Source organism: Streptomyces sp. NEAU-YJ-81, from assembly GCF_017592595.1.
GTDB classification, from domain to species: domain Bacteria; phylum Actinomycetota; class Actinomycetes; order Streptomycetales; family Streptomycetaceae; genus Streptomyces; species Streptomyces hygroscopicus_B.
Genome location: NZ_JAGFNO010000034.1, coordinates 36,675 through 61,103, shown reverse-complemented (window position 1 = coordinate 61,103; position 24,429 = coordinate 36,675). Strand labels below are relative to the sequence as shown.

Here is a 24,429-nt window from a genome sequence, read left to right as displayed (position 1 = left end):
CCATGGACAGCAGCAGCACGCGCCGCCAGGCCACACGCCAGAAACTCTTCGAGGCAGCGGTCACCCTCATCGCCGAACAGGGCTTCTCCTCCACCACCGTGGACGAGATCGCCGAGCGGGCCGGGGTGGCCAAGGGCACGGTCTACTACAACTTCGCCAGCAAGACCGTGCTCTTCGAGGAGCTGCTGCAGCACGGCATCGAGCTGCTGACCGCATCCCTCCAGAGCGCCGCCGACGAGAACGCAGAGCGCGGCGGCAGCCATGTGGACGCGCTGGACGCCATGGTCCGGGCCGGGCTGGACTTCATCTCCCGCTATCCGTCGCTGACCCAGCTGTACGTGGCCGAGCTGTGGCGCACCAACCGCGCCTGGCAGTCCACCTTGATGATGGTCCGGCAGCGGGCCATAGCGGTGATCGAGGCCGAGCTGCGGGCCGGGGTGGCCGGGCACGAGTTCAGCGGGGACATCGACATCCCGCTGACGGCGTCGGCGCTGTTCGGGATGGTGCTGGTGGCCGCGCTGGACTGGCAGTCCTATCAGCCGGAGCGGTCGCTGGAGGATGTGCACGCGGCGCTGTCGCGGCTGCTGCAGGGCCGCGTGGGCGGGACCGTGGCCTCCGGATAGCCGGCCGCGCCTCCGGATAGTCGGCCGCGCCTCCGGATGGCCGACCGTAGCCTCCGGATGGCCCGGTGTGGCGGGCGGATCAGCTCCTCCGGGGACACGTAGAAGGCGCTGTTCCGGCAGATCGACTTTCATCGAGCTGACCGGAACAGCGCCTCCCCCCGTAACTCCCCCGTACTTCCCCCGTTGGAGGCTCCTGGTCCCGGAGACTCCCGGCGACTCCCACCTTTCGTCCGGGCCGTCGCGCCGTTCCGCCGCCCCGTGCCGGCGGTCCGGCGCGCGGCCCTTCCGTATGCACCACTCTCTCGTCCGAGCAGGTGTCGGCCCATCCGCGCGACTACTCATCTCCCCGGCTGAGTACGCGTACTCAGGTCTGCGCACTCGTCCCCAGGCGTGGTGCCCCGGCTGTCGGTGGGGGCGGATAAAGTCGCGGTCATGGCACGGATTGTGGTGATCGGCTCCGGGATGGGCGCCATGGCGGCGGCGGCCCGGCTGGCCGTGGCGGGCCACCGGGTGGTGGTGTACGAGCGCGGGCGAACCCATGGCGGCGGGGTCGGCCGCTTCGCGCGGGACGGATTCCGCTTCGACACCGGCCCGGGGCTGCTGCACCTGCCCGCCGTCTACCGGGATCTGTTCGTGAAGACCGGCAAGCAGACCCTGGAGCAGAGTGTCGAGCTCAGCCAGGTCGACCCGGCGAGCCGGCATCTCTTCGCCGACGGCACGGATGTCCGGCTGCCCAATGCCTCACGGGCCGGGGTGCTCCAGGCGCTGGACGGCGCCTTCGGCGCGGGCGCGGGCGAGCGCTGGAGCGATCTGGTCAACCGGGCGCGCGAGGTGTGGGACGCCACCCGCAGGCAGCTCCTGGAGGAGCCACTGCGCGCCGACTGGCGGGTCCTGGGCCGCGATCCCTATCCGGCCGCCCCCGTGCGGCGCGGGCGGCTCGGGGGCCTGTTCGGCCGGGGCGGTGCCGACGGCCCGCCCACGCTCGCCGGAGTGGCCCGCCGTGAGCTGAAGGATCCGCGCGCCGTGGCCCTCCTGGAGAGCCATGCGCTGGCGCACGGCCTCGACCCGCGCTCCGCCCCCGCCGCGGCCACCGTGCTGCCCTATATCGAGCAGACGTTCGGCACCTGGTATGTGCGCGGGGGTATGCGGGCGCTCGCCGATGCCCTCCATGAGCGCTGCCGTCAGCGGAAGGTCGAGTTCCACTTCGACGCCGAGGTCACCGGCATCGTGGAGAAGGACGGCCGTGCGGCGGGCGTGGAGCTGGCCGACGGCACCGTCGCGGAGGCCGACGCGGTGGTCTCGGGCATCGACCCCGCGCTGCTGCCCCCGCTGCTCGGCGGGCAGGCGCCCTGGCGGGAGGGGGATGTGCGGCCGGAACGCGGCGCGGGCGGCGGCACGCCGGGGCGGCTGACCGTCCTTGTGGCGCTGCGCGGCGCCCGCCCCGAGGACGCCGCGCATCGCACCGTGGTCCACGCCCCCGACCGGGAGGCGGAGTTGGCCGCCGTCTTCGGCGACGGGCACGGGCTCCGCGAGCCCTGCCCCCACCCCACGGTGACCGTGCTGCGCCCGGACGACCCCACGGTGCGCCCGGACGAGGAGCACGAGGCCGTCACCCTTACCGCCGTCGTCGCCCCGCACGGCCCGGTGGACTGGACAGACGGCGCGGCGGCGGAGCAGGCCGCCCAGCGGCTGATCACGGCCGCCGAGGCCGCGATACCGGGGCTGCGGGACCGGATGCTGTGGCATGAGGTCCACACGCCCGCCCACACCGAGGCGGAGACGGGCGCCAGGGGTGGCGCCGTGCCGGGCCCGGTGCTCGCCGGGGCGGACGGCGCGTTTCTGCGGCCCGCCAATGTCACCCGGCTCCCGGGCCTGTATCTGGCAGGCGGCTGGGCCCATCCGGGCGGCGGGCTCGCCCACGCCGGGATGTCGGGCGCGCTGGTGGCCGGGCTGATCGTCGAGGGCGAGGACTGGCGCGGCTCCCAGTAGAGCGGCTCCCAAGGCTCCCAGGAAACACGCGAGCCCGCTCCCGGAGAGCGGGCTCACCTGGCAGCGGGGCTCAGTAGCGGTACTGCTCGTCGAAGCCCTGGGGATAGCCCTGGGCCTGGCCCTGTTGCTGCTGCTGGTACGGGTACCCCTGCTGGTCCGCCGCGGGCGCGGCGTCGCCTTCGCGCTGCTGCGGCACCCAGGGCCCGCCGGACTGCATCACGTCGTACGCCGGGTCCGGCGAGGGGTAGGAGGCGTCGGCCGCCCAGTGGTCGCCGCCGTAGGCCCCGCCGCCGCCGTACGGATCCTGCTGGCCGTAGGCCGCGTACTGGTCGGCGTACTGCTGCTGGCCGTAAGCCTGCTGGTCGTATGCCTGCTGCTCATAGGACTGGGCCTGGGACTGAGGCTGGGCCTGGGGCTGGGCGCCGCCGTACGGGTCCTGGCCGTAGGCCGCGTACGCCTCGTTCCCGTAGCCGTACTGCCCGCCCTGGCTCATCTGATCCGCGTACACGTCCTGGCCGTAGTTCTGGCCGTGCCCCTGGCTGTGGTCCTGCTGCGAGCCGTAGCCGCCGTACGTCTCGTACGCGCTGTAGCCACCGGCCGCCTCGCCGCCGTACGCGCCCGCGGCCGGGGTGAAGGCCGACGGCTCCTCGTAGACGCCGTACTCGCCGGTGTCGTCGGGCAGCGGCTGCGGCTGGTACGTGGGCGGCTCCGGCTGCGCCGCCGGGACCGCCTCCAGGTCGGACACCTCGAGGATCGGCTCCTTGTCCGAGTCGTCCGGCCGGGGGCGCTCCTCGCGGCCGAGCAGTCCGGGCAGCCCGCCGCTCAGCGCCCAGCCCGCGGCGAAACCGCGCCGGAAGGAGAGCGTCACATACGTCTGGCCTATGGCGAAGGCGATCGCCCCCACCCCGATCACCGGAACCGACGGGATCAGCACGCCGACGACCACGCCCAGAAAGCCGACGAAGGCCAGCAGCCGCCAGCGCAGCCGCGCCTTGTACTGGAGGAGGACCTCCCCCAGCAGCCACAGCGCGACGACGCCGAATGCGATGTAGAGGACCGTCCAGCCCATGCCCGCCCCTCTCAATGCGGCCGCCCGTCGGCTGCCGTCATCAGGATCAGGACCGCTGATGCAGTCCCAGATTCTCGTAGATTTCCAGCGTCGCCGGGGAGTGGTTCAGGGTAATGAAGTGCAGCCCGGGGATCTCCTCGGCCATCAACCGCGCGCACACCTCTGTGGCGTAGTCGATTCCGATCGAGCGTACAGCCGCCGGGTCGTCTTTCACCGCCAGGATCCGTTCAGCCAGTTCGGGCGGGAACGCGGCATTGCTGAGCTGTGCGAACCGCTCGATCTGCTTGACGTTCGTGACGGGCATGATCTCAGGGATGATCGGTGTCGTACAGCCCGCCGCCGCGACCCGGTCGCGCAGCCGCAGATAGTCCTCGGGGTAGAAGAACATCTGCGTGATGGCGAAGTCGGCGCCCGCACGGCACTTGTCGATGAAGTGACGGATGTCGGTGTCCCAGTCCGTCGAGCGGGGGTGCATCTCGGGGAACGCGGCCACGCCGACGCAGAAGTCTCCGGACTCCTTGATCAGCCGGACCAGCTCGACGGCGTAGTCGAGGCCGTCGGGGTGCCGGATCCACTCCCCCGTGGGGTCGCCCGGCGGGTCGCCGCGCAGGGCCAGCATGTTCCGGATCCCGGCGCCGGCGTACTGCCCGATGATGTTGCGCAGCTCGGCCCGGGAGTGGTTGACGGCGGTCAGATGGGCGACGGGGGTGAGCGTGGTGTCCGTCGCGATGCTCTCGGTGACGCGCACGGTGCCCTCACGGGAGGAACCGCCGGCTCCGTAGGTCACGGAGACGAAGGTGGGCGAGACGGCTTCCAGCTTGCGGATGGCGTTCCACAGCGTCTGCTCGCCCTTCGCCGTCTTGGGGGCGAAGAATTCGAAGGAATACGACTGCTCGCCCGACGCGAGCAGATCGCGCACGGTCCGGGCGCGATCGGTCCTGGTGGAAGCGGTGCCTAGGGCCATACGTGCAGGCTATCCACCCGGCTCGGCTACGCCCACCCGGCCGCGGAGGTTTGGGGGTTTTGCCAGCTTTCTGTCCGCAGTGCGGACAGCTCGGCGCGCCCTCGACCGGCGGACGAGCCGAGCCGGATGAAAACCGGGTGAAAGCCGGGTGAAAAGCCGGGGCCGGGCCCCGGTCAGGCCGCGCGCACCCGCTTGGCCAGCTCCGCCGTCGCCACCGCCGGGTCGTCGGCAGCGGTGATGGCCCGGACCACGACGATGCGGCGGGCGCCCGCCTCCAGGACCTGATCCAGGTTGGACGCGTCGATTCCGCCGATGGCGAACCACGGCCGCTCGGTGCCCAGCGCCGCGGCGTGGCGCACCAGGGACAGCCCGGGGGCGGGGCGGCCCGGCTTGGTGGGGGTGGGCCAGCAGGGGCCGGTGCAGAAGTAGTCCACACCGGGCTGGACGGCCGCCGCGTCCACCTCCGCCTCCGCATGCGTGGAGCGCCCGATCAGCACGTCCGCGCCGAGGATCGCGCGCGCCGCGGGCACCGGCAGATCGCCCTGGCCCAGATGGAGCACATCCGAGCCGATGGCATGCGCGACATCGGCGCGGTCGTTGACGGCGAGCAGCTTTCCATGGCGACGGCAGGCATCCGCGAGGACCTGGAGGTGCTCCAGCTCCTCGGCCGCCTCCATCTCCTTCTCCCGCAGCTGGACGATGTCCACGCCCGCCGCCAGGACGGCGTCCAGGAACTCCGGCAGGTCGCCCTGGCGCTTCCGTGCGTCGGTGCACAGATAGAGGCGGGCGTCGGCCAGCTGCTCATGCGCGGTGGCGGTGGTGGACATGGTTCGGTACCCCCGGAGGGTCGGCGGCGTACGGGCCGGGCGCGGAGCCCGGCCCGTACGCCGTGTGCGACAACACGCGACTACGTGCGATTACATGCGACAACGGCGACGAAAACGCGAGAGCGACCAGCCCTGTACACGCCCCGTACGGGCTCTGTACGAGCCCGTACGGAAGGCCGCCGAAAGCTGGACGGGAGCAACATCAGACGGCGAGCGCCTGCGCGCGCCGCTTCACTTCCGTACCGCGATTCTCGCCCAGGGCCCGTGCCGGGGTGCCAGGCAGGCTCGGGTCGGGGGTGAAGAGCCACTCCAGCATCTCTTCGTCGCTGAAGCCGTCGTCCTTCAACAGCGTCAAGGTCCCTACGAGGCCCTTGACGACCTTTCCGTCGGCGATGAACTCCTCGGGCACCTGAAGCACCCTGTTCTCGCCACGGCGCACCGCGATCAGCTGGCCCTCCTTGACCAGCTGCCGGACGCGCGTCACCTCGACACCGAGTCGCTCGGCGACGTCGGGGAGGGTGAGCCAGGCGGGGACGAGAGCATCGATCTTTGCGTCAATCTCGGTCACGGAACAAGCCTGCCATCTGGGACTGACAGTGGGTAGCCGGGCGCCCGCCGCGCGGGCCGCCCGGCCCGCCCCACACGCCCCGCCCGGCGGCCAACCGGCCGGTCAGCAGACGGCCGACTTCAGCGGCACCGACGGGTCCTCGGCCCGCGTCCGGTCCAGCCGGGCGCCGCGCTCGATCAGCTTGCGCCCCTGGGCCAGATCGCGCGGACGGCCGACGGCCAGCAGGGCGACCAGGGCGCCCTCGCGCAGCCAGCACACCGACCAGGCGGCACCGGCCGGATCGCCGCGCCAGACCAAGTCATCGGCCTCCGAATGGTGCCCGGCGTACTGCACGAAGCGCCCGAACTGCTCGGACCAGAAATACGGCACCGGGTCGTAGACCGCGCCGGGGAAGTGGGCGACCATCCGGCTCCCCACCACATTGGCGGCGACGGTGCGCGGCCCCTGCAGCGCGTTGTCCCAGTGGTGCACCAGCAGCCGCGTGCCGTAGCGGGCGGACGGGAAGGAGGCACAGTCGCCGACCGCGTAGACGTCCGGCGCCGAGGTGCGCAGCCGGTCGTCGGCGGCGACGGAGCGGTCCTCGGCCAGCTCCACGCCCGAGCCCGCCAGCCAGTCCGTGGCCGGCCGGGCCCCGATCCCGACGACCACCGCGCCCGCCCGCAGCCGGGTGCCGTCGCCGAGCACCAGCCCGCTCTCGTCCACGGAGGCCACCCGGGCGCCGGTCACCAGCCGGGCCCCGTAGTCCTCGTACCAGGCCGCCATGGGGGCCGCGACCTCGGCCGGGAGGGCGCCCGCCAGCGGCCGGTCCGCGGCCTCGACGACGGTCACGGCGCAGCCCGCCTCGCGCGCCGCCGTGGCGAACTCCGCGCCGATCCAGCCCGCCCCCACGACCGCGATCTCGCGCTGCCGGGCGAGCACCGGGCGCAGCCGCACCGCGTCGTCCAGGGTGCGCAGCAGATGGACGCCGGGCACGCCCTCGCTGCCCGGCAGCGGGACCGGCTCAGCGCCGGTGGCGATCACCAGGACGTCGTACGGGAGCTGTCCGGTCGCGGTCTCGACGAGCCGCTTGTCCGTACGGAGCCCGGTGACCTGGACGCCGAGCCGCAGCGTGATGCCGAGCCCGGCGAAGTCCACGTCGAGCGTCGACCCCTCGGCCTTGCCGAGCAGCACGGCCTTGGACAGCGGCGGCCGGTCGTAGGGCTGGTGGGTCTCCGCGCCCAGCAGGACGATCTCCCCCGTCCAGCCCTGTTCGCGTAGCGCGACGGCGGTCTGCACCCCCGCCATGCCCGCTCCGACGATCACCACCCGCTGTTCGCCGCCGCTCGAGGACGGCTTCGTCGTCGTCTCATCGCTCACACGATCACTGTATTGCGGCTGGTGGGGCGGACCGCAGAGGGCGAGGGGAGATCTCGGGCACAGAGGGGAGGGGGCGGGGGCTGGTGGGTGGTCGGGCTTTCGGGCGATTCGGGGCCGTACTAGGGTGGCGGGGCAGAGCACTCGCGGGAGCCCGGACGTACCGGGCTGAGAGGGAGGCTGGAACGGCCTCCGACCGTACGAACCTGATCCGGGTCATGCCGGCGAAGGGAGGGGCACCGTGTCCACGCACGCACCAGGTCACGACGACGGACCACACACCTCTGGGCTTGGCCGCCGACCATCCGTGGGCGGACCGTACGACGCCCTCGTCATCGGGGGCGGCATCATCGGCCTGGTCACGGCCTGGCGGGCGGCCCAGCGGGGGCTGCGCACCGCCCTCGCCGACCCGGCGCCCGGGGGCGGAGCCGCCTGGGTGGCGGCGGGGATGCTGGCCGCCGTCACCGAGCTTCATTACGGTGAGCAGACCCTGCTCGGGCTCAACTTGGCCTCGGCGCGCCGCTATCCGGACTTCGTGGCCGAGCTGGAGGAGGCGAGCGGCCAGGACGTGGGCCACCGCTCTTGCGGCACGCTCGCCGTGGCGTTCGACGCCGACGACCGCGCCCAGCTGCGCGATCTCCACACGTTCCAGCAGGGGCTCGGGCTGGAGACCGAATGGCTGACGGGGCGTGAATGCCGCCGTCTGGAACCGATGCTCGCGCCGGGCGTACACGGCGGGCTGCGCGTCTCCGGCGACAACCAGGTGGACCCGCGGCGGCTGACGGCGGCGCTGCTCACCGCGTGCGAGCGGGCCGGGGTCACCTTCCACCGCGCCCGCGCGGAGCGGCTGTTGCTGGACGGCGACCGCGCCACCGGGATCGAGCTGACCGGGGGTACGCGCCTGGCTGCCGAGCGGACCGTCCTGGCCGCCGGCAGCCTCAGCGGACGGCTCGCGGGCGTCCCCGACGACGTCCTGCCGCCCGTACGACCCGTCAAGGGGCAGGTGCTGCGGCTGTCGGTGCCCGAGCGGTACGCGCCGTTCCTCTCCCGGACCGTACGGGCCGTGGTGCGCGGCGGGCCGGTCTACCTGGTGCCGCGCGAGAACGGCGAGCTGGTCATCGGCGCGACCAGCGAGGAGCTGGGCTGGGACACCACGGTCACCGCGGGCGGGGTCTACGAACTCCTGCGGGACGCCCATGAGGTGGTGCCCGGCATCACCGAACTGCCGCTGGTGGAGACGTGTGCCGGGCTGCGCCCCGGCTCACCCGACAACGCCCCGATGCTCGGCCCGACCGCGCTGCCGGGGCTGCTGCTGGCCACCGGCCACCACCGCAACGGCGTCCTGCTCACCCCGATCACCGGCGATGTCATGGCCGAGGCGCTGACGAGCGGAGAACTCCCGCCGGAGGCCCGGCCGTTCACCCCGCGGCGCTTCGCGGCCCCCGCAGCCACACCCTCCCCAGCACAGGAGCAGCACCCATGACCGTCTCCGTCAACGGCGAGCCCCGCGAGGTCCCGGACGGGACCACCCTCGACCGGCTTGTCGCGACCCTCACCCAGGCGCCCTCGGGCGTCGCCGCCGCCGTCAACGAGACGGTCGTCCCACGCACCCAATGGCCCGCGACCCCGCTCGGCGACGGTGATCGCGTCGAGGTCCTCACCGCGGTCCAAGGAGGCTGATCCACCCATGGCTCCCACCACGGCCGCTACTGCAACCACGGCCGCTACTGCCGCCACACCCGTCACCACCCCCCCGAACGCCCCGGGCCGCGCGCCCCTCACCACCCCCGACCCGCTCACCATCGCCGGGACCGACTTCGGGTCCCGCCTGATCATGGGCACCGGCGGCGCTCCCAGCCTGGAGATCCTGGAACGCTCGCTGCTGGCCTCCGGCACCGAGCTGACGACCGTCGCGATGCGGCGGCTCGACCCCACGGTGCAAGGGTCGGTGCTCTCCGTTCTGAACCGGCACGGCATCCGCCCGCTCCCCAACACCGCCGGGTGTTTCACCGCCGGTGAGGCCGTGCTCACCGCCCGCCTCGCCCGGGAGGCCCTGGGCACGGACTGGGTCAAGCTGGAGGTGGTCGCCGACGAGCGCACCCTGCTCCCCGATCCGATCGAGCTGCTGGACGCCGCCGAGACGCTGGTCAACGACGGGTTCACGGTCCTCCCGTACACCAATGACGACCCGATCCTGGCCCGGAAGCTGGAGGACGTCGGCTGCGCCGCGATCATGCCGCTCGGCTCCCCGATCGGCTCCGGTCTCGGCATCCGCAATCCGCACAACTTCCAGCTGATCACCGAGCGCGCCACCGTGCCGGTGATCCTGGACGCGGGCGCGGGGACCGCATCGGACGCCGCGCTGGCCATGGAGCTCGGGTGCGCGGCGGTGATGCTCGCCTCGGCCGTCACCCGGGCCCAGGAGCCGGAGCTGATGGCGGGGGCGATGCGGCACGCGGTGGAGGCGGGCCGGCTGGCCCACCGGGCGGGCCGGATCCCGCGCCGCCACTTCGCCGAGGCGTCGAGCCCGACGGAGGGCCTGGCGGCCCTGGACCCCGAGCGCCCGGCGTTCGGCTAGCCCCTGTCCGGGCAGGGCGCTCGGCCAGCCGCCGTCCGGGCAGGGCGTTCGGCCGGTCCCCCGCCCGAACCCGGCGCTCGACCAGACCCCCGCCCAAGCCCGGCGTCCGGCCATGCCCCCGCCCAGCGACCCAGCGTCCGGCCCGCCGCTGTCCGGGCCCGGCGCGGCCCTCTACCGTGGATTGAGGGAGCAGCGCACAGCGCGGAGGTGGTCGCCGTGACCGTGACCGTGGACGACCGGATCGAGCGCGAGGTGTACGTACCGGCGCCGATCGACCGGGTGTGGCGGGTGCTGACGACGCCCGAGCACATCCGCGTCTGGTACGCCCCCGGCGGCTGCGAGATCGATCCGCACCCCGGCGGGAGGCTCCGGTTCCGGTGGGACGAACACGGAGAGTTCCACGGTCAGGTCGAGCAGGCGGTCCCCGACACGCTCTTCCGCTTCCGGCTGGCCCTGGAACCCGATCACGCGCCCTCGGACCCCGGGGAGGCGACCCTGGTGGAGTTCGCGCTCTCCCCCGAGGGGCGGGGCACCCGGCTGCGGCTGGCGGAGAGCGGTATCCGTGCCCTGGCCGTCCCCGACGACGCCAAGGCCAAGCACGCCGAGTACGCCACGCTGTCCTGGACCTCCGCGCTCGAGGAGCTGGCCGCGATCGCCGCCGCGTCGCACAACTGACCCGCCGGTGTCACCGTTCCGCTGCAGTACCCGCCCCACCTGGGGCGGGCGGTCATGGCTCATATCGATGCCTCGTAGACTTCCCCCGTGGATACGACCCTCCAGGACCCCCTCGTCGGGCAGGAGCTCGACGGCCGCTACCGCGTTGAGGCGCGGATCGCCGTTGGCGGGATGGCGACGGTCTACCGGGCCGTCGACACCCGGCTGGACCGTGTGCTCGCCCTGAAGGTGATGCACCAGAGCCTCGCCTCCGACGCCGCCTTCGTCGACCGCTTCATCCGTGAGGCGAAGTCCGTCGCGAGACTCGCGCACGCCAATGTGGTCGCCGTCTACGACCAGGGAGCGGACGGCGGCCATGTCTATCTGGCCATGGAATACGTCGCGGGCTGCACCCTGCGCGATGTGCTCCGCGGGCGCGGGGCGCTGCATCCGCGCGCCGCGCTGGACATCCTGGAGCCGGTGCTGGCCGCGCTCGGGGCGGCCCACCGCGCCGGTTTCGTCCACCGCGACATGAAGCCCGAGAACGTGCTGATCGGGGACGACGGCCGGGTCAAAGTCGCCGACTTCGGCCTGGTCCGGGCGGTGGACACCAACACCAGCGCCTCCACCGGCACCGTCCTCGGCACCGTGTCCTATCTCGCGCCCGAGCAGATCGAGCACGGCACGGCCGACCCCCGCGCGGATGTCTACGCCTGCGGTGTGGTGCTGTACGAGATGCTGACCGGCTCCAAGCCGCACGGCGGCAGTACCCCGGCGCAGGTCCTCTACCAGCATCTGAACGAGGACGTCCCGCCGCCGTCCGCCCTCGCGCCCGGGGTCGCCCCGGAGCTGGACGCGCTGGTCGCCTCGGCCACCGCGCGCGCGACCGAGGGGCGTCCCGTCGACGCCGTCGCGCTGCTGAGCGCGACCCGCGCGGTGCGGGCCGCGCTGACCGACGACCAGCTGGACGCGGTACCGCCGCAGGCCAGGGAGGACACCTCGGCCGGCGCCGAGAACCGTACGACGGTGATTCCGCGACCGGCGGCCGCCGTCGACGACGAGCAGGAGCTGCTCAACCACACCAGCCGTCTGGAGCTGCCGCCGGAACCGCCTCGGCAGCAGGGGCATGGCCGACGCGGCCGGGGCGGGATGTCGCGCCGCGGGATCATGACGATCGTCGCCGCGGTGGTGCTGGCGATCGCCCTCGCCGCCGGTGTCTGGTACATCAGCGCCGGCCAGTTCACCGAGGTCCCGCCGGTGCTGCGGAAGACCCAGGCGCAGGCGGAGAAGAAGCTGCACGGCGCCGGGCTCGATGTGAAGGTCGTCAACGAGTTCAGCGATGTCATCCCCAAGGGCAAGGTCATCGGCTCCAAGCCCGGCCCGGGCGAGCGCGTCCGCGACACCGGCACCGTGACCATCCGGGTCTCCCAGGGGCCGCCGCGGGCCGAGGTGCCCAATGTGGTGGGCATGCCGCTGGCCGAGGCCAAGCGGAAGATCGCGGACCAGGGGCTGACGATCGGCAAGGTCATCCGCCGCTTCAGCAGTGAGACGGCCCAGGACTCGGTCCTCTCCACCAGCCCGGTCTCCGGCTCCGTGCGCCGCCCCGAGACGCCGGTGTCGATCGTGGTCAGCAAGGGCCAGCCGGTCGACATCCCGGACGTGGTGGGCGATTCGGTCGACGAGGCCCGGTCCGAGCTGGAGGACGAGGGCTTCAAGGTGAAGATCGCCGAGCGGCAGGTGTTCTCGGAGGAGGACAAGGGCTCGGTCGCCGAGCAGTCCCCCTCGGGAGAGGGAGACGAAGAGGGCGCCAAGGGCGATACGGTCACGCTGACCGTCTCCAAGGGCGTGCAGATGATCGAGGTGCCGGACGTCACGGGCATGACGGCCGACGACGCCAAGGCGCAGCTCGAGGACGCCGGCTTCAAGGTGGACGTCGAGAAGGCGCTGCTGTTCCCCGGGGACAAGGTGCAGGACCAGTCGGTCGACGGCGGGGACGAGGCGCCCAAGGGGAGCACGATCACCATCAAGATCAAGGGCGGCGTGTTCTAGGGCAACCGAAGCTGACCCGCTCCAGCCAGAAGTCGAGCAGCTTCTCATCGCCCAGGATCTCGTAGAGGCGCCCTCCGACAGTGGGGACAGGCCCGATCACACGGGCCCTCCTCACCTGGGAACCTTGGGTATGTGAGTACGCATCGCAATCCCATCGGTGGCCATATTCGTGTGGCCGGTGGTCTCGCCACCGTCGGTCTGGCGCACGCCGCCGGCATCGGCGCCGAGACCGTCCAGGTCTTCGTCGCCAATCCGCGCGGCTGGGCCACCCCGGCCGGTACGCCCGCCCAGGACGAGGCGTTCCGCGCCGCCTGCGCCGAGCGGTCGATACCGGCGTATGTCCACGCCCCCTACTTGATCAACTTCGGTTCGCACACCGAGGCCACGGCCGACCGCTCCGTGGAGTCCCTGCGCCATTCGCTCCGGCGCGGCCGGGAGATCGGTGCGCTCGGCGTCGTCGTCCACACCGGCTCGGCGACCGGGGGACGCGCGCGGGCCACCGCGATCGCGCAGGTGCGGGAGCGGGTGCTGCCGCTGCTGGACGAGCTGACCCGGGACGACGACCCCTGGCTGCTGCTGGAGCCGACCGCCGGGCAGGGCACCTCGCTGTGCGCGCTGGTGGAGGACCTGGGCCCGTACGTCGAGGCGCTCGACCGGCATCCCCGGCTCGGTGTCTGCCTGGACACCTGCCATGTGTTCGCGGCGGGCCATGACCTCGCCGCCCCGGGCGGTATGAAGCAGACCCTGGACGAGCTGGTGGCCGTCGTCGGCGAGGGGCGGCTCAAGCTGATCCACGCCAATGACTCCAAGGACGTGGTCGGCGCCCACAAGGACCGGCACGCGAACATCGGCGCCGGGCATATCGGGGCGGAGCCGTTCCGCGAGCTGTTCAGCCACCCCGCGACGGACGGGGTGCCGCTGGTGGTCGAGACGCCGGGCGGACCGGACGGTACGGAGGGGCATGCGGCGGATGTGGCCCGGCTGAAGGAGCTGCGCGCCGGGGTGGCCTGAGAAAAGCCCGACGCATGGAGGAATACCCCTAGGGGGTATAGCGTTGAACGGGTCGACCGATCACCGATCACCGCTGGGGGTATGGACATGCGGCAGCATGAGCACACGCGGAGCGGACCTTACGAGCGCCATGGACACCATGAGCACCGTAAGGGCGCGACGAGCTGGCCGATGGCCGCCCAGGCCACCCTGCACTGCCTCACCGGCTGTGCCATCGGCGAGATCGCGGGCATGGCCATCGGCACGGCCCTGGCCTGGCACAACGTCCCGACCATGATCCTGGCGATCGCGCTCGCCTTTGTTTTCGGCTACTCCCTGACCATGCGGGGCGTGCTGCGGGCGGGGCTCGATGTGCGCAGCGCGCTGCGGGTGGCTCTGGCGGCCGACACCGTATCGATCACGATCATGGAACTGGCCGACAACGGAACGATCGCCCTCTTCCCCGGCGCGATGGACGCGACGCTGTCGGACGCGCTCTTCTGGCTCAGCCTGGCCCTGTCGTTCGTGGTGGCGTTCCTGCTCACCACGCCGGTCAACAAGTGGATGATCGCGCGGGGCAAGGGGCATGCGGTGGTCCACCAGTTCCACTGACCGCGAAACACGGCGACGCCGTCAACTAGAACTCCGGGCCGTCGCCCGGCGCCTCCTGGTAGGAGTAGCGCTGCTCCGCCCACGGGTCGCCGACGTTGTGGTAGCCGCGCTCCTCCCAGAAGCCGCGGCGGTCGGCGGTCATGTACTCCACGCCGCGCACCCATTTCGGGCCCTTCCAGGCATAGAGATGGGGCACCACCAGCCGCGCCGGAAAACCGTGCTCGGCGGTGAGCGGCTCCCCGTCCTTGTGCGTCGCGAAAATCGTGGTCTCCGCCATGAAGTCCGTCAGGCGCAGATTCGAGCTGAAGCCGTATTCCGCCCACACCATCACGTGGGTGACATCGGGCGCCGGCGGCGCGAGCCCCACGATCTCCAGCGCGGAAACCCCGCCCCATTCGGCGCCGAGCATGCTGAATTTGGTGACGCAGTGCAGATCGGCCACGACCGTCGAGTACGGCAGCGCCGAAAACTCTTCATGCGTCCAGCAGTGTTTATCGCCGTCCGCCGTGGCGCCGAAGACCCGGAACTCCCATCGCTCCGGCCTGAACTTCGGGACCGGCCCATAGTGCGTAACCGGCCAACCGCGCTGCAGTCGCTGCCCAGGGGGCAGCTTCGCGAGCTCCCCCTCGCGGCTTTCCGACTGACCCATGGGCTCCATGGTCTCAGACCGCCGGGGGTGGTCGTGACCAGGGCATCAGGGACGGGCACAACTCGTACTAAGCGTGCACTTACTGGACGCCCCAACAGGCGCGGTGACACGATGCGCGGAACCTGCCGTTCCCGATCGGATTGGAAGGAGCCCCTCCGATGCAGGGTGACCCCGAGGTCCTCGAGTTCCTCAACGAGCAGCTGACCGGCGAGCTGACCGCGATCAATCAGTACTTTCTGCACTCAAAGATGCAGGACCACTTTGGCTGGACTCGGCTTGCCAAATACACCCGGTCGGAGTCTTTCGATGAGATGAAGCATGCGGAGCTTCTCACCGACCGGATCCTTCTCCTGGACGGCCTGCCCAATTACCAGCGGCTCTTCCATGTCCGGGTGGGCCAGACGGCGACCGAGATGTTCCAGGCCGACCGGCAGGTGGAGGTCGAGGCGATCGATCGCCTCAAGCGGGGCATCGAGCTGATGCGGTCCAAGGGCGACATCACCTCGGCCAATCTCTTCGAGTACATCCTCGCCGACGAGGAACTCCACATCGACTATCTCGACACGCAGCTCGAGCTGATCGAAAAGCTCGGTGAGGCCCTCTACATCGCCCAGCAGATCGAGCAGCCCAGCGACGATCACGGCGGGGGCAACTACTGCGGGAAGGGCCACTGAGCCCGGAGCCACTGAGCCCGGAGCGACCGGGCCGGGCCGCCGGTCAGGCCGCCTCGGCCGCCGTCGGCGCCGGGACGGAAGCGGCAGCCGTCGCCGCGGCAGCCGTCGCCGCGGTCGTCGTCACCGTGGCCGTCGTCAGCACGACCGGGTCCAGCGCCTCGCGCCGGGGGCACGCGCCGCGGCCCAGCAACGCCTGGATCTTCCGCACGCACGATCCGCAGTCCGTGCCCGCCTTGCAGGCACCGGCGATCTGGCGCGGGGTGCACGCGCCTGTTTCCGCGTGCTGACGCACCTGCTGCTCGGTGATGCCGAAGCATGAGCAGACGTACACGGGCTCTCTCCAGCGATGGCGTTGATCAGTGAGGTAACCCTTACCTTACCTGCCGCACCGGAGCCCCACAACGGACAAGGGGCGCGGATCGTTGTGATCCGCGCCCCACCTGCGTCTTTATGATCTCTACCGGATGGCCCTCACTGGTCCCGGTACATCTCCGCCACCAGGAACGCCAGGTCCAGCGACTGGCTGCGGTTGAGCCGCGGGTCGCACGCCGTCTCGTAGCGCTGGTGCAGATCGTCGACGAAGATCTCGTCGCCGCCGCCCACGCACTCGGTGACATCGTCGCCGGTCAGCTCCACATGGATGCCGCCCGGATGGGTGCCGAGCTCCTTGTGGACCTCGAAGAAGCCCTTGACCTCGTCCAGCACATCGTCGAAGCGGCGGGTCTTGTGCCCGGAGGCCGCCTCGAAGGTGTTGCCGTGCATCGGGTCGCAGACCCAGACGACCTGCGCGCCGGAGGCGGTCACCTTCTCCACCAGATTGGGCAGCTTGTCGCGGACCTTGTCCGCGCCCATCCGGGTGATGAAGGTCAGCCGGCCCGGCTCGCGGTCCGGGTCGATCCGCTCGATCAGCGACAGCGCCTCTTCCGGCGTGGTCGTCGGACCCAGCTTCACGCCCACCGGGTTGCGGACCTTCGAGGCGAACTCGATATGCGCCCCGTCCAGCTGCCGGGTGCGCTCACCGATCCAGACCATGTGCCCGGACACGTCGTACAGCTCACCGGTGCGCGAGTCGGTGCGGGTCAGCGCCGTCTCGTAGTCCAGGATCAGTGCCTCGTGCGAGGAGAAGAACTCGACGGTCTTGAACTCCTCCGGGTCCACCCCGCAGGCGTTCATGAAGGCCAGGGCCCGGTCGATCTCGCGCGCCAGCGCCTCGTAGCGCTGGCCCGACGGCGACGACTTCACGAAGTCCTGATTCCAGGCGTGCACCTGGCGCAGGTCGGCGTAGCCGCCGGTGGTGAAGGCACGCACCAGGTTGAGCGTCGAGGCCGACGCCTGGTACATCCGCTTCAGCCGCTGCGGATCGGGGATCCGCGCCTCGGGGGTGAACTCGAATCCATTGACGGAGTCGCCACGGTATGTGGGCAGGGTCACCCCGTCGCGGGTCTCGGTCGGCTTCGAGCGCGGCTTGCTGTACTGCCCGGCGATCCGGCCCACCTTCACCACCGGGACGGACCCGGCGTAGGTCAGCACGGCGCCCATCTGCAGGAGCGTCTTCAGCTTGTTACGGATCTGGTCGGCGCCCACGCCGTCGAATGCCTCGGCGCAGTCCCCGCCCTGCAGCAGAAACGCCTCGCCCCGCGCCACGGCCCCCAGGCGGTGCCGCAGCGCGTCGCACTCGCCCGCGAAGACGAGCGGCGGATAGGACTCAAGCTCAGCGATCACATCGCGCAGAGCCGCTCGGTCCGGCCAGTCGGGCTGCTGCGCCGCGGGAAGAGACTGCCAGGTGTGGCCACCGGCGTGGGTTTCAGCGTTCACGGTCACCCGCACAAGGTTACGGGGTCTCCACGGCCGTCCAGCCCGTTGCCCACAGGGTGAGACACCTTCCACCACGCCATGGACGCGCCCCGCCACATCCGAAAACGTCGGCTCGGCCGCCGGGACCGGCCAACTCCGGCCCCGCGATAGCCCTCCCGCCGCGTACTCTTGGCCCATGAGTGGCGAGCCGCTGCCCGACTGGGTGATCCCGCCGCCTGGTGGCTTCACCGCCGAGGATCTTCTGCGGCTGCCCGGACTTCCTCCACACACCGAGCTCATCGACGGCAGCCTCGTCTTCGTGAGCCCGCAGCAAAAATGGCACAGCCGGGTGATCAATCTGCTGGTCAGGGAGCTGGACCAGCAGGCCCCGGACGGTTTGCGGGCCGATCGCGAGATGACCGTGCGCCTCGCCAAGCGCCAGGCTCCCGAGCCGGACGTCATCGTGGTGACCCGTGAGGCGTACGAGCGCGACGAGCCATCCACGTTCTACCTGCCGGAAGACGTCGTGCTGGCTGTCGAAGCCGTGTCGCCGGACTCGGAGGATCGGGACCGCGACACCAAGCCACGGAAGTACGCGAAGGCCGGCATCCGCCACTACTGGCGGGTAGAGAACGACGCGGGCCGCACCGTCGTCTACACCTACGAGCGCGACCCGGCCACGGAGTGCTTCTCGCTGACCGGAATCCACCACGACAAGCTCGCGATCACAGCGCCCTTCACGGTGGACATCGACCTCACCACCATCGGCAGGCGCGCCGGCTGACCCCATGTCCCGCCGCTGAGGTAAAGTCCACCGCATGTTCGCGCGACTGACCATGACCTGGTGGTGGACCGCTCATCCGGCGGCCCGCTGAATCGCGCACTCCCAAGATCTCGCGAAGGCCGCCCGAGGGGCGGCCTTCGGCGTTTCCGCGGGCCGTTCCTCATTCCGGAAGGAACCATCCGCCATGCACCACACCGCTGAGGCCGTCGTCGCCCGGCTGCTCGCCGACGACGCGCCGCCCTTCGCCCTGCTGCACCGACGCACCCCGGGCCGGGCACCCGACACCGTCGAGGTGCTGCTCGGCCCGGTCGGCGAGGTGGAGCGGCTGACCGACATCCCGCTGCCGACCGGAGCGCCGACGGATGGCGCGCCGGTGGCGGACGCCCTCGCGCTGGTGCCGTTCCGGCAGATCCGCGAGCGGGGGTTCGAGGTGCGCGACGACGGGACGCCGCTGGCCGTGCTGCGCCCGCGGGAGACTTACGAGCTGCCGCTCGCCGAGGCGCTGGAGGCGCTGCCCGCGCACCGGGTGCGGGTCGAGGGCGGGGCGTTCGACGTGGACGACGACGCGTACGCGTCCATCGTGAGCCGGGTCCTCGAGGACGAGATCGGCACCGGCGAGGGCGCCAACTTCGTCATCCGGCGGACGTTCCGGGGCGAGATCCCGGGCTTCGGCAGCAGCGACGCGCTCGCGCTCTTCCGGCGGCTGCTGGCCGGTGAGCGGGGCGCCTACTGGACGTATGTGGTGCGGCTGGCGGACGGGCGGACGCTGGTGGGCGCCAGCCCCGAGGTGCATGTGCGGATGTCCGGGGGAACCGTCGTGATGAACCCGATCAGTGGGACGTACCGCTATCCCGAGAGCGGGGCGAGCGCGGAGGGGCTGCTGGACTTCCTGCACGACCGTAAGGAGGTGGAGGAGCTGTCCATGGTCGTGGACGAGGAGCTGAAGATGATGTGCACCGTCGGCGACATGGGCGGGACGGTGATCGGGCCCCGGCTCAGGGAGATGGCGCATCTCGCGCACACCGAGTACGAGCTGCGCGGCCGCTCCTCGCTCGACGTCCGGGAGGTGCTCCGCGAGACGATGTTCGCCGCGACGGTCACCGGTTCGCCGGTGCAGAACGCCTGCCGGGTGATCGAGCGCTATGAGCCCCTCGGGCCGGACGGGGCCGGGCGCGGCTACTACGCCGGGGCGCTCGCGCTGATCGGACGGGACGGCGGCGGCGCCCAGACCCTGGACTCGCCGATCCTGATCCGCACCGCCGACATCGACCCCGGGGGATCGCTGAAGGTGGCGGTCGGCGCGACGCTCGTCCGCCACTCGGACCCGCGCGGCGAAGTGGCCGAGACGCACGCCAAGGCGGCGGGGGTGCTGACCGCGCTGGGCGTGCGGCCGGCGCCCGTACGGCCGGAGGGGCAGGGCCCGCGGCCGCGGCTCGCGGACGATCCGCGGGTGCGGGCGGCGCTGGACGCGCGGCGGGCGGACCTGGCGCCGTTCTGGCTGCGGATGCAGCAGACCCCGCCGCCGGCGGACGGGCCCCTGGCCGGGGGGCTGTCCGGGCATGCCCTGGTGATCGACGCCGAGGACACGTTCACCGCGATGCTCGCGCATCTGCTGCGCACCTCGGGGCTGACCGTGACCGTGCGGCGATACGACGAGCCGGGGGTGCGGGAGGCGGCGCTGGCGCATCAGGGGCCCGTGGTGCTCGGGCCGGGGCCGGGCGACCCCGGCGACGCGGCCGACCCCAAGATGCGGTTCCTGCGGGCGCTGACCGCCGAGCTGGTGGCCGGGCACCGGCACGGGCTGCTGGGGGTGTGCCTGGGGAACGAGCTGATCGCGGCCGAGCTGGGGCTGGAGATCGTGCGCAAGGACGTGCCGTTCCAGGGCGCGCAGGAGCGGATCGACTTCTTCGGGCGCGAGGAGACCGTCGGCTTCTACAACACCTTCACGGCGCGCTGCGACGAGGCGGCGGAGACGGAGCTGGCGCTGCACCGCGTGGAGCTGAGCCGGGATCCGGTGACCGGCGAGGTGCACGCGCTGCGCGGACCAGGCTTCGCCGGTGTGCAGTTCCACCCGGAGTCGGTGCTGTCGCGGGACGGGGCGGCGCTGGTGACGGAGCTGCTGGCGGCCGTGCTGGTCTGAAGGGCCCACCGGCCCAGCGGGCGGCATGACGATGGACGTGACGATGGGCCGGGCGCGAAAGACGCGCCCGGCCCATCGCCGTACTGCACCCAGACGGCCTCAGCCGAAGAAGACCTCGGCCTCGGCGTAGAGCGAGGGATCGACGGTCTTGAGCCGTGCGGTCGCCTCGGCAAGCGGAACCCGGACGATGTCGGTGCCGCGCAGCGCCACCATCTTCCCGAAGTCCTCGTCCCGTACCGCGTCGATGGCGTGCAGCCCGAAGCGGGTGGCCAGCCAGCGGTCGAAGGCGCTGGGCGTGCCTCCGCGCTGGACATGGCCGAGGACGGTGGTGCGGGCCTCCTTACCGGTGCGCTTCTCGATCTCCTTGGCCAGCCATTCGCCGACCCCGGAGAGCCGGACATGGCCGAAGGAGTCCGTCGAGTCGTCCTTGAGGACCGCGTCGCCGTCCTTGGGCATCGCGCCCTCGGCGATGACCACGATCGGGGCGTAGCGGATCTTGAAGCGGGATTCGACCCAGGCACAGACCTGGTCGACGTCGAAGCGCTGTTCGGGGAGGAGGATGACATTGGCGCCACCGGCGAGCCCCGAGTGCAGGGCGATCCATCCGGCGTGACGGCCCATCACCTCGACGACGAGCACGCGCATATGCGATTCGGCGGTGGTGTGGAGCCGGTCGATGGCCTCGGTGGCGATGTTGACGGCGGTGTCGAAGCCGAAGGTGTAGTCGGTGGCGGACAGGTCGTTGTCGATGGTCTTGGGGACGCCGACGCAGCGGATCCCGTAGTCGCCGGAGAGCCGGGCGGCGACGCCGAGGGTGTCCTCGCCACCGATCGCGATCAGCGCGTCGACCTCCTCCTTGACCAGGGTCTCCTTGACCCGGCGGATGCCGTCCTCGCTCTTGAGGGGGTTGGTGCGGGAGGAGCCGAGGATGGTGCCGCCGCGCGGCAGGATGCCGCGCACCGCGCGGATGTCGAGGGGAACGGTGTCGTTCTCGAGAGGGCCGCGCCAGCCGTCCCGGAAGCCGATGAAGTCATAGCCGTATTCCTGTACGCCCTTGCGCACGACAGCGCGGATGACCGCGTTGAGCCCGGGGCAGTCACCGCCGCCGGTCAGCACTCCGACCCGCATCGTTTCTTCCCTTCTCCCATGGAATCCCGTGATTGGGCCCGGTACGGAGAGCCACGCTAACGGTGATCCAGGTCACATGGGATGGGGCGTCAGTCGATTCCCGTGCGGATCAAGGGAGTTGGTTTTGAACTTCACCCGTACGAGGGGTGAGGCGGTGTCACGGCCTCAGCCGGACGGCCTCAGGCGTCGTCCAGACCGCGCTCGATGGCGTAGCGGACCAGCTCCACGCGGTTGTGCAACTGGAGTTTGCCGAGGGTGTTCTGGACGTGGTTCTGCACCGTGCGATGCGAGATGACCAGCCGCTCGGCGATCTGCTTGTACGACAGCCCCTTGGCCACCAGCCGCAGCACCTCCGTCTCACGCTCGGTGAGCTGCGGGACGGCCGGCCGGTCGGCGGCGGTGGAGGCGGGCTCGCCCGCGAGCCGCCGGTACTCGCCGAGCACCAGGCCCGCGAGGCCGGGGGTGAACACCGGGTCGCCGGCCGCCGTACGGCGCACCGCGTCCAGCAGCTCCTCGGTGCTGGCCGACTTCAGCAGATAGCCGGTGGCCCCGGACTTGACCGCCTCCAGGACGTCCCCGTGCTCACCGCTCGCGGAGAGCACCAGCACCCGCAGCTCGGGGCGGTCGGCGAGGACCTCCTTGCACACCTCGACCCCCGGCAGCCCGGGCAGGTTGAGGTCGAGCACCAGGACATCGGGCCCGGCGGCCTTGGCCCGGCGGACCGCCTGCGGTCCGTCCCCGGCCGTGGCCACCACGTCGAACCCGGCCTCGGCCAGGTCCCGGGCCACCGCGTCGCGCCACATCGGATGATCGTCGACCACCATCACCGTCATCGGGCGGCCGTCGTGCTGAGCGGTCATCGTGCCGCTTCCCCCTTTGCCTTCGCCTTCTTCACCGGCGTCTTCGGAACCGTCAACTCCACCTCGGTGCCCTGCCCCGGCGCCGAGATCCACGCGGCGGTGCCGCCGAGGTCGCGCAGCCGTCCCCGGATCGACAGCGCCACCCCCAGGCGGCCCTCCGCCTCCGCGTCCGCCAGCCGCCCCTCGGGGATGCCGGGGCCGTCGTCCCGTACGGTCACCATCACCGCCTCCGGCTCGTCCTCCAGCAGGATCCAGGCGTGGGCGTCCTCCCCGGCGTGGACCCGTACGTTGTCCAGGGCGGCGCCCACGGCGGCGGCCAACTCCCCGGCGACGCCCGCCGGGAGGAGCACCGGGGCGCCCGGTTCGGAGAAGGTGACCCGGGAGCCCGCGTGCGGCGCCAGCAGGGCGCGCAGATCGCAGGGTCCGCCGTCGGAGCGCTCGGGGTCGGGCGGACAGGGCTCGGCCGTCGATCCCACCACGTCCGTCAGGCCGCCCGGGTCAGGTGCGGCGTCCGCCCCGCGCGGCGGGGTCACCAGACCGGTGGAGACCAGGGTGCGCAGCGCGATCTCCTGCTCCCCCGCCATCCGGCCCAGTTCGGCCGCCTCGCCGCCGATCGCGGCGCCGCGCCGCTGCACCATGGCGAGCACCTGGAGGACGCTGTCGTGGATGTCGCGGGCCAGCCGCTCCCGCTCCCGGGTCGCCGCCTCGATGCGCAGCGCCCGCGCGAGGGTGCGCTCACTGGCGCGGGCCACCTCGACGACGTAGCCGATGGCCACGCTCGCCACCCACACCAGCATCAGCATATGGACGGTGTCCTGGGCGAATCCGCCGCGCTCGATCACATTGGCGGCGCAGACCACGGTGGAGGCCGAGGCGCCCCAGCGCCAGCCACCCTTGATCGCGAAGCCGAGGACCGCGCCCATCGTCCATATGGAGGGCAGGGTGGGCGTGCCCTCGACGATCCGGTCGTGGCTGTCCACGAGCGGAGTGAGCAGGATGCCGGTCACCGCGATACCGAGGTCGCCGACGAGGAACTGCCGGGTGCAGCGCTCGGCCGAGGAGACCATCCGGAAGGTGAGCGCCGTCCACAGCGTGAGCACCGCCAGATAGACGACGGCGCCGAGCGGGTGGTCGTAGTCGTCGAAGGAGTAGACGCACAGGCCGAGCGCGTAGAGCAGGGTGAGCACCCGGTAGGCGGTCAGCGCCTGCCACAGCGGCTGCTCGACGGACATCCGCACCACGCGCTCGCCCCCGGCGCGCTCACCTCTGGACCGCTCCGTCAACGTCCCCCACCCCCCGGTGCGGCGCGGCTAGGCGCCGGACTTGTGTTTGTCCTTCTCCTTCTCGGCCGCCTTACGGGTCGCCTCGGCATCCGCGATCTGCCGCTTGGCGGCGGTCGCGTAGACGTCCACGTACTCCTGGCCGGAGAGCTTCATGATCTCGTACATGACCTCGTCGGTCACCGAGCGCAGGATGAAGCGGTCGCCGTCCATGCCGTGGTAGCGGCTGAAGTCCAGCGGCTTGCCGATCCGGATACCGGGCCGCATCAGCTTGGGCATGACCTTGCCGGGGGGCTGGATCTTCTCGGTGTCGATCATCGCCACGGGGAGCACCGGCGCACCGGTCGCGAGCGCGACCCGGGCCAGGCCGCCCGGCTTGCCCCGGTAGAGCCGTCCGTCGGGCGAGCGGGTGCCCTCGGGGTAGATGCCGAAGAGCTCACCCCGCTTGATCACATCAATGCCCGCCTTGATGGCGGCCTCACCGGCGCCGCGCGACCCCGAGCGGTCCACCGGGAGTTGGCCGACGCCCTTGAAGAAGGCCGCCGTGAGCCGCCCCTTGACCCCGGGGGTGGTGAAGTACTCCTGCTTGGCGATGAAGGTGACCTTCCGGTCGAGCATCGCGGGCAGGAAGAAGGAATCGGAGAAGGAGAGGTGGTTGCTCGCGAGGATGGCCGGCCCCTCGGCGGGGACGTTCTCCAACCCCTCGACCCAGGGCCGGAAGGTGAGCTTCAACGCGCCACCCACCGACAGCTTCATAGCGCCGTAGAACAACCGGGACCTCCTGTATCCGACGAGGAGACTTTAACCTGCCTACCCCGTACGCGGCGCGCCGCGTACGCTGAGG

25 protein-coding genes and 1 riboswitch are annotated in these 24,429 nt (G+C 71.6%); of the genes, 13 read left to right on the top strand and 12 right to left on the bottom strand.

Annotated elements, in window-relative coordinates:
- The first annotated feature begins 2 nt into the window (after positions 1-2).
- Complete coding sequence (locus J5X86_RS42435) at positions 3-623, top strand: TetR/AcrR family transcriptional regulator (protein ID WP_078640940.1); 621 nt, start codon at positions 3-5, stop codon at positions 621-623.
- Between the two features lie 432 nt (positions 624-1,055).
- Entirely contained in the window at positions 1,056-2,612 is a 1,557-nt protein-coding gene (locus tag J5X86_RS42430) for an NAD(P)/FAD-dependent oxidoreductase (RefSeq protein ID WP_208521959.1), read from the top strand.
- 70 nt (positions 2,613-2,682) lie between these two features.
- Here the strand turns inward: J5X86_RS42430 and J5X86_RS42425 are convergent, their stop codons facing one another.
- The 5 genes from J5X86_RS42425 to J5X86_RS42405 form a co-directional block, all read right to left on the bottom strand.
- Positions 2,683-3,681, bottom strand: coding sequence for a hypothetical protein (locus J5X86_RS42425; protein WP_208521958.1), 999 nt, complete (start codon positions 3,679-3,681; stop codon positions 2,683-2,685).
- 46 nt (positions 3,682-3,727) lie between these two features.
- Positions 3,728-4,645 carry a methylenetetrahydrofolate reductase [NAD(P)H] gene (gene metF, locus J5X86_RS42420; RefSeq protein WP_208521957.1) on the bottom strand — a complete coding sequence of 306 codons (918 nt, stop codon included), beginning with the start codon at positions 4,643-4,645 and terminating at the stop codon, positions 3,728-3,730.
- 173 nt (positions 4,646-4,818) lie between these two features.
- Complete coding sequence (gene thiE / locus J5X86_RS42415) at positions 4,819-5,472, bottom strand: thiamine phosphate synthase (protein ID WP_208521956.1); 654 nt, start codon at positions 5,470-5,472, stop codon at positions 4,819-4,821.
- A 202-nt stretch (positions 5,473-5,674) separates the two neighbouring features.
- The gene (locus J5X86_RS42410) at positions 5,675-6,040 is read right to left on the bottom strand and encodes an Rv2175c family DNA-binding protein (RefSeq protein ID WP_014060030.1); all 366 of its coding nucleotides are present in this window, start codon (positions 6,038-6,040) and stop codon (positions 5,675-5,677) included.
- Positions 6,041-6,142: 102 nt separating this feature from the next.
- Complete coding sequence (locus J5X86_RS42405; RefSeq protein WP_243982908.1) at positions 6,143-7,324, bottom strand: NAD(P)/FAD-dependent oxidoreductase; 1,182 nt, start codon at positions 7,322-7,324, stop codon at positions 6,143-6,145.
- Positions 7,325-7,529: 205 nt separating this feature from the next.
- Positions 7,530-7,643, top strand: a riboswitch (TPP riboswitch).
- Positions 7,644-7,700: 57 nt separating this feature from the next.
- Between J5X86_RS42405 and thiO the strand changes: the two genes are divergently transcribed.
- From thiO to J5X86_RS42370, 7 genes are all read left to right on the top strand, one after another.
- Positions 7,701-8,876 carry a glycine oxidase ThiO gene (gene thiO, locus J5X86_RS42400; protein WP_208521992.1) on the top strand — a complete coding sequence of 392 codons (1,176 nt, stop codon included), beginning with the start codon at positions 7,701-7,703 and terminating at the stop codon, positions 8,874-8,876.
- Positions 8,873-9,073 carry a sulfur carrier protein ThiS gene (thiS, locus tag J5X86_RS42395; RefSeq protein WP_014060033.1) on the top strand — a complete coding sequence of 67 codons (201 nt, stop codon included), beginning with the start codon at positions 8,873-8,875 and terminating at the stop codon, positions 9,071-9,073. Before thiO ends, thiS begins: the two co-directional genes overlap by 4 nt.
- Before the next feature lie 7 nt (positions 9,074-9,080).
- A complete protein-coding gene (locus tag J5X86_RS42390; protein ID WP_208521954.1) occupies positions 9,081-9,971 on the top strand; it encodes a thiazole synthase in 891 nt (296 codons plus the stop codon).
- Positions 9,972-10,187: 216 nt separating this feature from the next.
- Complete coding sequence (locus tag J5X86_RS52190) at positions 10,188-10,646, top strand: SRPBCC domain-containing protein (protein WP_208521953.1); 459 nt, start codon at positions 10,188-10,190, stop codon at positions 10,644-10,646.
- An 87-nt stretch (positions 10,647-10,733) separates the two neighbouring features.
- Positions 10,734-12,674, top strand: a complete 1,941-nt coding sequence (gene pknB / locus J5X86_RS42380; protein WP_208521952.1) for a Stk1 family PASTA domain-containing Ser/Thr kinase — start codon at positions 10,734-10,736, stop codon at positions 12,672-12,674.
- A gap of 132 nt (positions 12,675-12,806) precedes the next feature.
- The gene (locus J5X86_RS42375; protein WP_208521951.1) at positions 12,807-13,685 is read left to right on the top strand and encodes a deoxyribonuclease IV; all 879 of its coding nucleotides are present in this window, start codon (positions 12,807-12,809) and stop codon (positions 13,683-13,685) included.
- Between the two features lie 81 nt (positions 13,686-13,766).
- Positions 13,767-14,276 (top strand): DUF4396 domain-containing protein, encoded by a 510-nt coding sequence (locus J5X86_RS42370; protein ID WP_208521950.1) that lies wholly within the window; start codon positions 13,767-13,769, stop codon positions 14,274-14,276.
- 25 nt (positions 14,277-14,301) lie between these two features.
- Here the strand turns inward: J5X86_RS42370 and J5X86_RS42365 are convergent, their stop codons facing one another.
- A complete protein-coding gene (locus J5X86_RS42365) occupies positions 14,302-14,925 on the bottom strand; it encodes a sulfite oxidase-like oxidoreductase (protein ID WP_208521949.1) in 624 nt (207 codons plus the stop codon).
- A gap of 158 nt (positions 14,926-15,083) precedes the next feature.
- Between J5X86_RS42365 and bfr the strand changes: the two genes are divergently transcribed.
- Positions 15,084-15,599 carry a bacterioferritin gene (gene bfr / locus J5X86_RS42360; RefSeq protein ID WP_208521948.1) on the top strand — a complete coding sequence of 172 codons (516 nt, stop codon included), beginning with the start codon at positions 15,084-15,086 and terminating at the stop codon, positions 15,597-15,599.
- Between the two features lie 43 nt (positions 15,600-15,642).
- Here bfr and J5X86_RS42355 read toward each other — a convergent pair whose 3' ends face one another.
- Together J5X86_RS42355 and J5X86_RS42350 are read right to left on the bottom strand one after the other, a co-directional pair.
- Positions 15,643-15,930, bottom strand: a complete 288-nt coding sequence (locus J5X86_RS42355; protein WP_208521947.1) for a bacterioferritin-associated ferredoxin — start codon at positions 15,928-15,930, stop codon at positions 15,643-15,645.
- A gap of 140 nt (positions 15,931-16,070) precedes the next feature.
- Positions 16,071-17,420 (bottom strand): class II 3-deoxy-7-phosphoheptulonate synthase, encoded by a 1,350-nt coding sequence (locus J5X86_RS42350; RefSeq protein WP_208521946.1) that lies wholly within the window; start codon positions 17,418-17,420, stop codon positions 16,071-16,073.
- Between the two features lie 169 nt (positions 17,421-17,589).
- Between J5X86_RS42350 and J5X86_RS42345 the strand changes: the two genes are divergently transcribed.
- The 3 genes from J5X86_RS42345 (at position 17,590) to J5X86_RS42335 (ending at position 20,317) form a co-directional block, all read left to right on the top strand.
- Entirely contained in the window at positions 17,590-18,177 is a 588-nt protein-coding gene (locus tag J5X86_RS42345; protein ID WP_208521945.1) for a Uma2 family endonuclease, read from the top strand.
- A gap of 34 nt (positions 18,178-18,211) precedes the next feature.
- Positions 18,212-18,268, top strand: coding sequence for a trp operon leader peptide (locus J5X86_RS53075; protein WP_107119202.1), 57 nt, complete (start codon positions 18,212-18,214; stop codon positions 18,266-18,268).
- A gap of 93 nt (positions 18,269-18,361) precedes the next feature.
- The gene (locus tag J5X86_RS42335; protein ID WP_208521944.1) at positions 18,362-20,317 is read left to right on the top strand and encodes an anthranilate synthase family protein; all 1,956 of its coding nucleotides are present in this window, start codon (positions 18,362-18,364) and stop codon (positions 20,315-20,317) included.
- Between the two features lie 99 nt (positions 20,318-20,416).
- Here J5X86_RS42335 and J5X86_RS42330 read toward each other — a convergent pair whose 3' ends face one another.
- From J5X86_RS42330 to J5X86_RS42315, 4 genes are all read right to left on the bottom strand, one after another.
- Positions 20,417-21,445 carry a 6-phosphofructokinase gene (locus J5X86_RS42330; RefSeq protein WP_208521943.1) on the bottom strand — a complete coding sequence of 343 codons (1,029 nt, stop codon included), beginning with the start codon at positions 21,443-21,445 and terminating at the stop codon, positions 20,417-20,419.
- A gap of 179 nt (positions 21,446-21,624) precedes the next feature.
- Positions 21,625-22,305, bottom strand: coding sequence for a response regulator transcription factor (locus J5X86_RS42325; RefSeq protein ID WP_208521942.1), 681 nt, complete (start codon positions 22,303-22,305; stop codon positions 21,625-21,627).
- On the bottom strand, positions 22,302-23,537 hold the full coding sequence (gene macS, locus J5X86_RS42320; RefSeq protein WP_208521991.1) for a MacS family sensor histidine kinase: 1,236 nt from the start codon (positions 23,535-23,537) through the stop codon (positions 22,302-22,304). The genes J5X86_RS42325 and macS overlap by 4 nt, the downstream gene beginning before the upstream one ends.
- Before the next feature lie 78 nt (positions 23,538-23,615).
- On the bottom strand, positions 23,616-24,341 hold the full coding sequence (locus J5X86_RS42315) for a 1-acyl-sn-glycerol-3-phosphate acyltransferase (RefSeq protein WP_208521990.1): 726 nt from the start codon (positions 24,339-24,341) through the stop codon (positions 23,616-23,618).
- Positions 24,342-24,429: the final 88 nt, after the last annotated feature.

What these genes read in the sequence shown, in the direction of transcription:
- J5X86_RS42425 (WP_208521958.1), bottom strand. Translation starts at nt 3,681, where the DNA reads ATGGGCTGGACGGTCCTCTACATCGCATTCGGCGTCGTCGCGCTGTGG.
- J5X86_RS42330 (WP_208521943.1), bottom strand. Translation starts at nt 21,445, where the DNA reads ATGCGGGTCGGAGTGCTGACCGGCGGCGGTGACTGCCCCGGGCTCAAC.
- J5X86_RS42335 (WP_208521944.1), top strand. Translation starts at nt 18,362, where the DNA reads ATGCACCACACCGCTGAGGCCGTCGTCGCCCGGCTGCTCGCCGACGAC.
- J5X86_RS42325 (WP_208521942.1), bottom strand. Translation starts at nt 22,305, where the DNA reads ATGACCGCTCAGCACGACGGCCGCCCGATGACGGTGATGGTGGTCGAC.
- J5X86_RS42390 (WP_208521954.1), top strand. Translation starts at nt 9,081, where the DNA reads ATGGCTCCCACCACGGCCGCTACTGCAACCACGGCCGCTACTGCCGCC.
- J5X86_RS42435 (WP_078640940.1), top strand. Translation starts at nt 3, where the DNA reads ATGGACAGCAGCAGCACGCGCCGCCAGGCCACACGCCAGAAACTCTTC.
- J5X86_RS42430 (WP_208521959.1), top strand. Translation starts at nt 1,056, where the DNA reads ATGGCACGGATTGTGGTGATCGGCTCCGGGATGGGCGCCATGGCGGCG.
- thiE (WP_208521956.1), bottom strand. Translation starts at nt 5,472, where the DNA reads ATGTCCACCACCGCCACCGCGCATGAGCAGCTGGCCGACGCCCGCCTC.
- J5X86_RS42315 (WP_208521990.1), bottom strand. Translation starts at nt 24,341, where the DNA reads ATGAAGCTGTCGGTGGGTGGCGCGTTGAAGCTCACCTTCCGGCCCTGG.
- J5X86_RS42405 (WP_243982908.1), bottom strand. Translation starts at nt 7,324, where the DNA reads ATGGCGGGGGTGCAGACCGCCGTCGCGCTACGCGAACAGGGCTGGACG.
- metF (WP_208521957.1), bottom strand. Translation starts at nt 4,645, where the DNA reads ATGGCCCTAGGCACCGCTTCCACCAGGACCGATCGCGCCCGGACCGTG.
- J5X86_RS42370 (WP_208521950.1), top strand. Translation starts at nt 13,767, where the DNA reads ATGGACATGCGGCAGCATGAGCACACGCGGAGCGGACCTTACGAGCGC.
- J5X86_RS42345 (WP_208521945.1), top strand. Translation starts at nt 17,590, where the DNA reads ATGAGTGGCGAGCCGCTGCCCGACTGGGTGATCCCGCCGCCTGGTGGC.
- thiS (WP_014060033.1), top strand. Translation starts at nt 8,873, where the DNA reads ATGACCGTCTCCGTCAACGGCGAGCCCCGCGAGGTCCCGGACGGGACC.
- macS (WP_208521991.1), bottom strand. Translation starts at nt 23,537, where the DNA reads ATGTCCGTCGAGCAGCCGCTGTGGCAGGCGCTGACCGCCTACCGGGTG.
- bfr (WP_208521948.1), top strand. Translation starts at nt 15,084, where the DNA reads ATGCAGGGTGACCCCGAGGTCCTCGAGTTCCTCAACGAGCAGCTGACC.
- J5X86_RS42365 (WP_208521949.1), bottom strand. Translation starts at nt 14,925, where the DNA reads ATGGGTCAGTCGGAAAGCCGCGAGGGGGAGCTCGCGAAGCTGCCCCCT.